This is a genomic window from Kribbella sp. (assembly GCF_035687465.1).
Lineage (GTDB): Bacteria > Actinomycetota > Actinomycetes > Propionibacteriales > Kribbellaceae > Kribbella.
In genome coordinates, this window is the sequence record NZ_DASRXP010000138.1 from 1 (window position 1) to 8,321 (window position 8,321).

The window sequence follows — 8,321 nt, forward strand, 5'->3', positions numbered from 1 at the left end:
GCCGGGTGTATCGGCATCCTGGAGGTCGTAATCGACGATCGTCAGGCGGAGACGCCACTGCTTTCCCTCCGGCGGGGCCGGCATCGTGATCCCCTGCGGGACCTTGAAGTCCCGACACGGAACGAACGGCCTCTGACCGAGCATCTCGCTCCATGAGGATTTCTTCGCGCCGAGAAACCCTCCGCTGCAGTAGGCACCGAACCCGTTCGAGTTCACGTACATGTTGCACACGCCACGGGGGTAGTGAATGGTGTCGGCGTTCGCGATCGATGCGGGCCAGAGCATCAGCAGCGCGAGCACGGTGCTCAAGGCAATGAACCCACGGCTCACCCGGTTGCGCATCCTCACTCCTGAGTCTCGTCCTGTTGGCAGGTTATCGCCGAGCGGGGGCATCATGCCCTTCTTGCGCGCGCCTGGAACCAGCCGCTGATTATCCATCCTAGTTCTGGCCTAGGCCGGAAACCGTACAACGGCGCAGCTGTACGCCTTCTCGGGCTCAAGCTTGCGGTACATCGCCCAGCCCAGCCCTGTCTGCACCATGTCGATCACCTCAGGCTTGCCTTTCGGTGCCACCTTCGCCCACTTCTTCGCCTTCGGATTCCAGTACTGCGTGCGCTGCGATACACAGAGGTTGAGCCTGACCACCTTGTACGGACGCTGGACCACACTCATCACCACCACGCTGCCCGGCGGACGCATCACCCATCCACTGGACTTGGCGAGCTGGATGCTGTTCGTCACGTCCAGGTAGAAGAAGGACGGGAACGTGTCCTTGATGACCTTGTCGTTGCGGTCCACCAGTGCCTTGTAGTAGATCGGGTACTTCGCAACGAGCCCTTGGACGGCAGGGTTGTCCGCGAAGTTCCCGGGAACAACAATCACCTGAGCTTTCGGCGCCGCCGGCGTCTTGACCGGGCTGCTTGGCTTGCCGGTCGCCGTCGTGCTCGGTGCAGGAGTCTCACTCGTGGCCGTCGCCCCCTCCGAACCACCGCCGTCCGCAGGCGTGGGCAGGCCGCCGTCGTTGTTGCCGCTGCCACCGCAGCCGGCCAGCAGCAGCGTGCAGGCCAGCACGGCCGCGGGAACGCCTAGACCTCTCACGACGAAGACTCCTTCAGGGACAGCGGAAATTGACGCATCATGCCGGCTATCTCCCGCCACTCGGTGGCGCCGAGTGGCGCGGGGCGACCGTGTTGCCTGGCCCTCCGCCACCCGGCGGCTCCGTGGGCTTACTCGTATTCGGCGGCTCGGGCGGTGCAGTCGTGTCGCTCGGGTCGGGACTCGGGGTCGGCGTCACGTTCGGCGTACAGGTTGTCGGGTTCGGCAGGGGGAAGTCCGGAGTCGGCGACGGCTCGCCGACCGTCCAGGTCGGACAAGGGATGTCGATCGGCGGCGAGACGGCTGTTTCGGTTGGCGCGCCCGGTCCCTCGGTCTGGGTGAGCACGACGACGGGAGGGATCTGCGGCGTCTCGTCGGCCTTCTTGATGCCCTGTTCGGCGTGGGCCTCGCCGGTGCCGCGGGCGTCGAGGCTGCCGATGCCGACCATGCCGAGGAAGGTGGTCTTGTTGCTGATCGTCACCTCTACAGCGAGATCCTCGTCTGTCAGCTTGGTGGTTCCGCATTGGGTGACCGCAGAGTCGTTCGACGTCACCTGCGCGCAGAAGCCCGCCACCGCCGTGTTTGCCTTGGCCGTGTCGATCTTTGCTTCGTTGACGTTGAGGTCGATAGCTGCGGCGCCTACGCGGGCGGCTTCTTGGGCGTAGCCGACTGCTCGGGACTTGGCGCCTAGTTGGCGGCCTCCGTCGATGACGAGGCCGGCCAGGGTGAAGATCATCACGGCGAGGATCGCTACCGCAGGGCTGAGGGCGCCTCGGTGCGGGCCGGGGGTCTGGTGGTTGCGCGGGGCATCTACTCGCAGGAAGGCGAGGATGCGGCCGCGGTCAGGGTGTGTCGCCATCGCGGATACCGCGGTACGGGTCCAGGGACGAGGAGAACTGCTTGGTGATCGTGGTGTCGCCGCCGATGCCGAGGAGGCCGAGGTCGCGGTAGTCGATGGTGCACGTGACCTCGACGGACAGCGGAGTACCGGCGGTGAAGGCCGTGGTGATGGAGCCTGCAGCGGAGGCTTTGCAGGATGCGACTGCCTGGTCCATCGTGCGGGTGACTGCCTCGTCTACGCGGGTCTGCGCGTCGCCCAATGAGCGGGCCTGGCTGGCGGAGCGGGCGCCGTCGCGGGCGGCGTTCTCGAGCAGGGACGAGGTCTGGAAGTAGCGGCCGCAGGCGAGCAGGAACATGAACAGGATCAGCAGGATGGGCGCGAGGATCACCATCTCCAGCGCCATCGTGCCGCGCTCACTCCGCCGCGCGCGACCGGACAGGACGCGGCCCGACGGGACGCGACCCGACGGGACGCGACCGGGCAGGGCGCGGCGAAGCCCTCGCGCACGGCTGGGGCGCGAGCCGTGCTTCCCCAGTAGGTTCATGCCTCACTCACTCGTCGTCGGCTTCGAACTGCTCGATCGGGCCGGTGGCGGTCCGGGTGACGTCCAGGTCCAGCCCCGGTACCAGCGAGATGGTCTTGCCTTTAACCGTGAACGACACCATCCCCTCCGGATCGTTGTACGCCGGTGGCGGCACCTCCACGTCGCCGAGAGAGTTGCCGCCGCCCAACTGTTGCGCGTACGCCTCGATGTCGGCCCGGACCTTCTCCCCCAGCGCGGGACTGTAGAGGGGCGGCTGAACGAGTCTCAAGCGGGAGACTCCTTCCTGCGCCGCGTTCAGCGCCACCGACCGCCCGTACAACCAGAGGGCGGTCTGGATCGAGATGAAGATCAGCGCCAGGATCGTCGGCGCGAGGATCGCCAGCTCCAAAGAGCTGGCTCCCCTTTCGGACCGCCGGCGAGGTGCCCGCGACAAAGCGTCAGCCCTTCTGGATCTCGCCTGTGCGCTTGTCGATCACGCTGCGCACCACCAGGCCGATCGCCAGCGCGGCGGCGACGAGGATGGCCGAGATGATCGCCCACTCCAGCGCGGACGCGCCGAGTTCATTGCGTCCGCTCCGGGCCCGGGCCCGTTGGTTGTGGGCCCGCGCCAGCGCGTAGCCGACCATCGCGCGCACGAACTGCACTTCCACGTTCATCAGGTTTGCCTTCCCTGTTTGGTACTGAGCCCCGGATCAGGCCTCAGTATGCCCTGTACGACGGACCATTTCCGCCCACGGATCCCTTTGCCCACGTTCCATCGCGGGTTAACTTCCGAGGATGGCGGCGCCGGCGGGGTAGCCGAGGAAGAGCATGAAGGCGGCGCACATCACCAGCTGGGCGACCAGCATGGATTGAGAGCGTTCTCCTGCCTTTCCTTCGACGTCCGCGAGTTCTTTGCGGCGCAGTGATGCGGCCCGGGCGAGGAGTGAGGCGCGGATCTTCGCGCCCTCGTCGCCGGCCAGGGCCAGTGCTGAGGCCAGGTCGCGGAGTTCGTCCACGCCGAGGTCGTCGCCCAGCCGGGCCATCGCGTCCCACGGGGTGATACCGATCAGGCGGGCGTTCGCCAGCGCCTGGCGGATTCTCGCCATCGCCCAGTGGTCGCCGATCGTGGAGGCGGTCATCAGTGCCTCCGGCAACCCGCGGCCACCGGCCAGGTTCATCGCGACCAGGTCGAGGAAGCTGCCGACCACGTGCCGGAAGTCACGCCGCCGCTCCTCCGCCTCCTGGCGCAAAGCCAGGTCTGGCAGGAAGAACGCGAACGTCATCGCGGCCAGGGTGACGATCGCCGGGGTCGCGCCGGGAACGCCGAAGCCGAGCATCTCGAACAGGAACAGCACGATCGGGATGAAGATCATCGCGCCCAGGGCGAAGAACACCTTGGTCGCCAGCATCGCCGCGAACGGCTGGTTCATCACCGCGAGGTCCCGCCGCAGCCGGCCGAAATGCCAGCCGCGGGCGTTCGCCTCGTGCTCGAGCCGCCGGCCGAGGGTCTCGCGGGCCTTGTCGACCCCACCGAGAACACGCTCTCCCGCGGCGCTCGCGGTGGATGCGGTCGAATAGCCCGAGCGGCCGGCGTCGATCCGCGCGATCGTGGACAGCACGTTGGTCGACGGCTTGATGAACAACCGCACCAAGAGATACACGCCGGCGCCCACCAGGCCGCCCGTGATGAAGGCCCAGGTCATCCGCCCACCACCTCCATCCGGTCGTCGCCGGCTTTGCGGGCCCGCCGGTCGGTGCCGCCGATCAGGAATCGTTCAGGCACCTCGATCTTGGCGAGGCGCCGCAGCCAGACCAGCCCCACGGCGTACAGGGCGATCACGATGAAGAGCACGAACTGGCCGATGAAGCTCGTGTACGGCGCGACGTAGGCCGGGTTGAACAACACCAGAGCGGCGGCGACCAGCAGCGTGATCGCGACCACCACCTGGACACTCCGGCGGGTGGACCGTCGCTCGGCAGCCACCTTCCGGCGTACGTCGAGTTCCTCGCGGGCCGAGTCCGCCAGGGCGGTCAGGACCTCGCGCAGACCGGGTCCGCGCAGGCGGGCGTTCAGCACCAGTGCAGCGACGATCAGGTCCGCCGACGGGTCGTCGAGGTCGTCGGCGAAGCGCAACAGGGCCGAGGGCAACGGTTCGCGGATCCGGAGCCGATCCACCAGGAGGTTCAGGCCCGGCTTGATCGCCGGGGCGGCGTTCACCGCGGTCGCGGGGATCGCCTGCTCCAGGCCGACCGCGCCGGCGATGGTGTCGCGCAGTGCCTCGGTCCAGGTCGCGAGCGCTTCCAGCCGTTCGATCGCGCGACGCTCCTCACCGGTACCGCCGAAGAACCGGTCGGCCAGCGCGGCGAGCAGACCCAGTGCGGCGGCAAGCACCAGCCAGCGGGTCACCACGAGGACGACCAGACCGACACCGACTCCGGCGCCGATCCTGACCAGCTGCTTGCGGCTCTCGACAGTGCTGCCTCGCTTGAACAGCGACGGCGTCGATTCGCGTGGCTCGGTGCCGCGCAACGCGACGACGAGCAGCAGCAAAGCGCCACCGACCGTCGCGCCGCAGAGCAATGCCAGCAAGGTATCGCTATTCATCGGAGCTCACCTCACGCCCAGCGTCCGTGCACCAGCGGCTGGTAGCCGAAGTGTTCGAGCTCGTCCATGCAGGCGATCGGAGCGTGCGCGGCGGCCCGGCCTTCCGGTCCCGGTGCGAACACCTCGCCGGACAGCACCCGGCCGTCCCAGCCGGTCACCTCGCGCACGCTCTCGATGTAGCGGCTGAGCGTGCCGCCGTGCTGGTAGTCGTTCTGCTTGCGGACGAAGACGACGAAGTCGAGCGCACCGGAGATCAGCATCTGGGTGGCCTCCATCGGCAACCGCTCCGACGCCTGGATCGCATACGTACTGATCCGGTTGAACACCTCCATCGAGCTGTTCGAGTGGATCGTCGACAGTGAGCCGTCGTTGCCCTGGCTCATCGCGTTCAGCATGGTGACGATCTCGTCGCCCAGGACCTCACCGACGATGACGCGGCTGGGGTTCATCCGCAGCGAGCGGCGGACCAGGTCGGCCATGTCGACCTGGCCGACGCCTTCGGAGTTCGGCAGCCGTTCCTCGAACGCGACCACGTTCGGGTGCAGATCCTTGAACTCGCCCAGGCCGAGCTCGAGCGAGCGCTCCACGGTGATCAACCGCTCGTGCGGCTGGATCTCGTTCGCCAGCGCTCGCAGCAGCGTGGTCTTGCCGGAGTTCGTCGCGCCCGCGATCATCACGTTCTTGCGGGCGGCAACGGCGGCCCGCAGGAAGGACGCGATGTCCTCCGACATGGTGCCGTTGGCAACCAGATCCTGCAGGAACACGCGCCCGAGCCGGGACCGCCGAATGGAGACCGCCGGCCGCGACGTCACCCCCATCACCGCTGACAACCGGGAACCGTCGGGCAGCCTCAGGTCGAGCTGCGGGTTGGCGGAGTCGAACGGACGGCTCGTCAGTCCCGCGTGGGCGGCGAGCACCTGGATCAGTTCGACCAGTTCCTCGTCGTTGTCCGCGACCGGGCCGGGGCGTTCTTCCCGGCCGTCGCCGTACTGCACGAAGACCTGGTCATAGCCGTTGATGTCGATGTTCTCGACGTCGAGATCGTCGAGCAGTGGCTGCAGCCGGCCGACGCCGAACAGCGCGGAGTGGATCGCGCCGGCGATCTGGGCGTCGTCCTCCGGCGTCGGTGGCGTCCGCCCCTCGGCCAGCTCGTACCGGGCGTGGTCCTCGAGCACCTGGACGATCAGCGACCGCGCGTACTCGCGCTCGTCCTCCGCGCTCATCGGCGGTACGCCGTTCGCCTGGTCGCGGCGACGCTGCTCGTTCAGCCGCTCGGCGACCTGTACCCGGAGCTTGCGGACCAGCTCCTGATCGGTGATCATCGCCGGCCCTCCCACTCCCCAGGCGCGGCGTGCGCGCCCGCCGGGAACGCGGCCTGCGCCATGTCGAACTCGTGCTGCGCGGACCCGCCGACCAGCGCCGCCATCTCCCCCGCGATCTCGGTCGCGGTGCGGATCAACGGAGTACGGTCCAGCCGGCCGTGTCCGCGGCCGTCGAAGAAGGCTGCCCCGGCCGGGTCGTAGGCCAGGTGCCAACGGTGCCGGACCTGCACGGACATCGCGTCCAGCACGGACCACACCTGCTTCACGCCGTCGCGTCGCTTCGGGTCCGCGACGACCATGACTCCCAGCTGCGCATCCACGTGGTGAACCAGGGACGACAGTCGCTCGCGGAGATGCGCGACGGACGAGCCGGTCGCAGTACAGACGAGCACAACGAGCCGAGCAGCCTGTACTACGGGCAGCTGCGGCGAGGCCGGTCCGATCCGTCCACAGTCGGCAATGACATCCGCACTGTGCATCTGGTTGAACGAGATGCCCAATGGTTGCCAGAGGCCACCCATGCCACCGATCTGCTCAGCTGAGCGGACACCGACCATCACGTCCAGGCCACCGTCGAGCTGCTGGCTGTGGGCCAGGATCACCTCGTCGCCGAGACCCTTGCGGCCGGCGGCGGCCAGGCTGACGAGTCCGCGGTCGGAGTTCAGCGGCTGACCACCAGGCGCGGTCATCCGGATCGCCACGTCACTGCCGGACGGGTCACACTCGGCCAGCAGCACCTGCCGCGGCCAGAGCGCGCCAAGCACCAAACCGGCAGTGGTGACCCCAGGCGAACCCTTCGCGCTCGCCAATGCGACGAGTGCCATCAATTGGCTCCACTGTCGCGGGAGATCTCGGGTTTGGTGGCCTTAGACAACTTCACCAGGACCAGCGTCTTCGCGGCGGCCGCGGCAGCCACCGCGGTCGAATCCGAGGTCGGCACCAGTACCGTCACGTTCAGCGTGGTGTTCGCACTCGTCTTCGCGTCGGTGAGTTTGCCTTCGCTGGAGGTCACCACGGCCGCCCCGACCAGGACCGTCGGCACGCCCGCGTCCTGGTTCGCGGCAGGCACCCGGATGATCCGGACGATGTCATCCGCCTCGATCGATTCGGACGGCGCGCGGCCGTTCTCCAGACTGACGCCGACTAGCGCACCGCCGTCCGGGATCGGCTTCGAGGTGAAGTTGCCCGACGTCACGTACTGGTTCTCGTACAGTCGGGTGGTCGTGTACTGGCCGATCAGGCTGCTGACCTCGGAGTACGGCACCAGCGCTCTGGTGGCTCCGGCGAGGTCGCCGCTGCCCAGATCCTTCTGCACGATCTTGTGCCCGGGTGGAAGCCCACCTTCGGCGGTGATGGCGACGTAGTTCACCCGGTCGCCGGTGCGCAGCGCGATCAGCGCCGACCCGGCGGCGCCGAGCAGGATCAGGATCACCGCCAGCGCGGCCAGCGCGGGACGGCGCTCGCGACCGCTGGGGAGTCGGTTCGAGCCTGGCGCCTTGCCTGAAGCGCGGGCGCCGGCGGGCGAGGGACGAGAGGAGGACGAGAAACTCACGGGCCTACCGTAATGGCCACTGGGTACCAACCGCGTCCACAGGTCCGCCCTGTGGCAAGGCTGTTACCGGCTTGGTGCTCCAGCAGCGACCTGCTCGCGCTCTGCCGGGGTCAGCAGTTCGGTGAACGAGCCAGGACCGCCGTACAGCTCGTCGAGATAGCCGTACAGCGCCTGCAGCGACCGGCCGAGCTCTCCCTGCCACTCCCCCAGGCCAGCCAGCTCAGCGGCCAGCACCCGCCCCTCGACCAGGGTCACGGCGGAGTTCACGGGCTGATCGAGCCGCGGCCCGGTCTCTGTAGCTGAAAGATCAACCGGTACGCCGTGCTGGTCCAGCTCGACCGGTTTCGACGAGGAGCGACCGCGGATCCGCTGGATCAGCC

General features: G+C 68.1%; 10 protein-coding genes and 2 pseudogenes. All 12 read right to left on the reverse strand.

Translation table 11 applies throughout. From position 1 onward, the window contains the following. Positions 1-342 (reverse strand): annotated as a pseudogene (locus tag VFG33_RS06935) (hypothetical protein); the annotation flags it as partial. 108 nt (positions 343-450) lie between these two features. Continuing rightward, positions 451-1,098: a hypothetical protein gene (locus VFG33_RS06940; RefSeq protein WP_325023601.1), complete on the reverse strand. Its 648-nt coding sequence runs from the start codon at positions 1,096-1,098 to the stop codon at positions 451-453. Between the two features lie 46 nt (positions 1,099-1,144). Next, positions 1,145-1,954, reverse strand: a complete 810-nt coding sequence (locus tag VFG33_RS06945) for a Tad domain-containing protein (RefSeq protein ID WP_325023602.1) — start codon at positions 1,952-1,954, stop codon at positions 1,145-1,147. Further along, positions 1,938-2,480 (reverse strand): TadE/TadG family type IV pilus assembly protein, encoded by a 543-nt coding sequence (locus VFG33_RS06950; RefSeq protein ID WP_325023604.1) that lies wholly within the window; start codon positions 2,478-2,480, stop codon positions 1,938-1,940. The genes VFG33_RS06945 and VFG33_RS06950 overlap by 17 nt, the downstream gene beginning before the upstream one ends. 7 nt (positions 2,481-2,487) lie before the next feature. Further along, the gene (locus tag VFG33_RS06955; RefSeq protein WP_325023606.1) at positions 2,488-2,868 is read right to left on the reverse strand and encodes a TadE family protein; all 381 of its coding nucleotides are present in this window, start codon (positions 2,866-2,868) and stop codon (positions 2,488-2,490) included. Positions 2,869-2,917: 49 nt separating this feature from the next. Next, positions 2,918-3,136, reverse strand: coding sequence for a hypothetical protein (locus tag VFG33_RS06960; RefSeq protein ID WP_325023608.1), 219 nt, complete (start codon positions 3,134-3,136; stop codon positions 2,918-2,920). 108 nt (positions 3,137-3,244) lie between these two features. Next, positions 3,245-4,165, reverse strand: coding sequence for a type II secretion system F family protein (locus tag VFG33_RS06965; RefSeq protein ID WP_325023610.1), 921 nt, complete (start codon positions 4,163-4,165; stop codon positions 3,245-3,247). Next, positions 4,162-5,067, reverse strand: coding sequence for a type II secretion system F family protein (locus tag VFG33_RS06970; protein ID WP_325023612.1), 906 nt, complete (start codon positions 5,065-5,067; stop codon positions 4,162-4,164). Before VFG33_RS06970 ends, VFG33_RS06965 begins: the two co-directional genes overlap by 4 nt. Positions 5,068-5,078: 11 nt before the next feature. Beyond that, a complete protein-coding gene (locus VFG33_RS06975; protein ID WP_325023614.1) occupies positions 5,079-6,389 on the reverse strand; it encodes a TadA family conjugal transfer-associated ATPase in 1,311 nt (436 codons plus the stop codon). Continuing rightward, positions 6,386-7,213, reverse strand: coding sequence for a CpaE/TadZ family protein (locus VFG33_RS06980; protein WP_325023616.1), 828 nt, complete (start codon positions 7,211-7,213; stop codon positions 6,386-6,388). The genes VFG33_RS06975 and VFG33_RS06980 overlap by 4 nt, the downstream gene beginning before the upstream one ends. Continuing rightward, entirely contained in the window at positions 7,213-7,941 is a 729-nt protein-coding gene (locus VFG33_RS06985) for a hypothetical protein (RefSeq protein ID WP_325023618.1), read from the reverse strand. The genes VFG33_RS06980 and VFG33_RS06985 overlap by 1 nt, the downstream gene beginning before the upstream one ends. A 63-nt stretch (positions 7,942-8,004) precedes the next feature. Next, positions 8,005-8,321, reverse strand: a pseudogene (locus tag VFG33_RS06990) (hypothetical protein); the annotation flags it as partial.

Coding starts and splice junctions, on each gene's coding strand:
- VFG33_RS06960 (WP_325023608.1), bottom strand. CDS start 3,136: ATGAACGTGGAAGTGCAGTTCGTGCGCGCGATGGTCGGCTACGCGCTG.
- VFG33_RS06980 (WP_325023616.1), bottom strand. CDS start 7,213: ATGGCACTCGTCGCATTGGCGAGCGCGAAGGGTTCGCCTGGGGTCACC.
- VFG33_RS06970 (WP_325023612.1), bottom strand. CDS start 5,067: ATGAATAGCGATACCTTGCTGGCATTGCTCTGCGGCGCGACGGTCGGT.
- VFG33_RS06975 (WP_325023614.1), bottom strand. CDS start 6,389: ATGATCACCGATCAGGAGCTGGTCCGCAAGCTCCGGGTACAGGTCGCC.
- VFG33_RS06950 (WP_325023604.1), bottom strand. CDS start 2,480: ATGAACCTACTGGGGAAGCACGGCTCGCGCCCCAGCCGTGCGCGAGGG.
- VFG33_RS06945 (WP_325023602.1), bottom strand. CDS start 1,954: ATGGCGACACACCCTGACCGCGGCCGCATCCTCGCCTTCCTGCGAGTA.
- VFG33_RS06965 (WP_325023610.1), bottom strand. CDS start 4,165: ATGACCTGGGCCTTCATCACGGGCGGCCTGGTGGGCGCCGGCGTGTAT.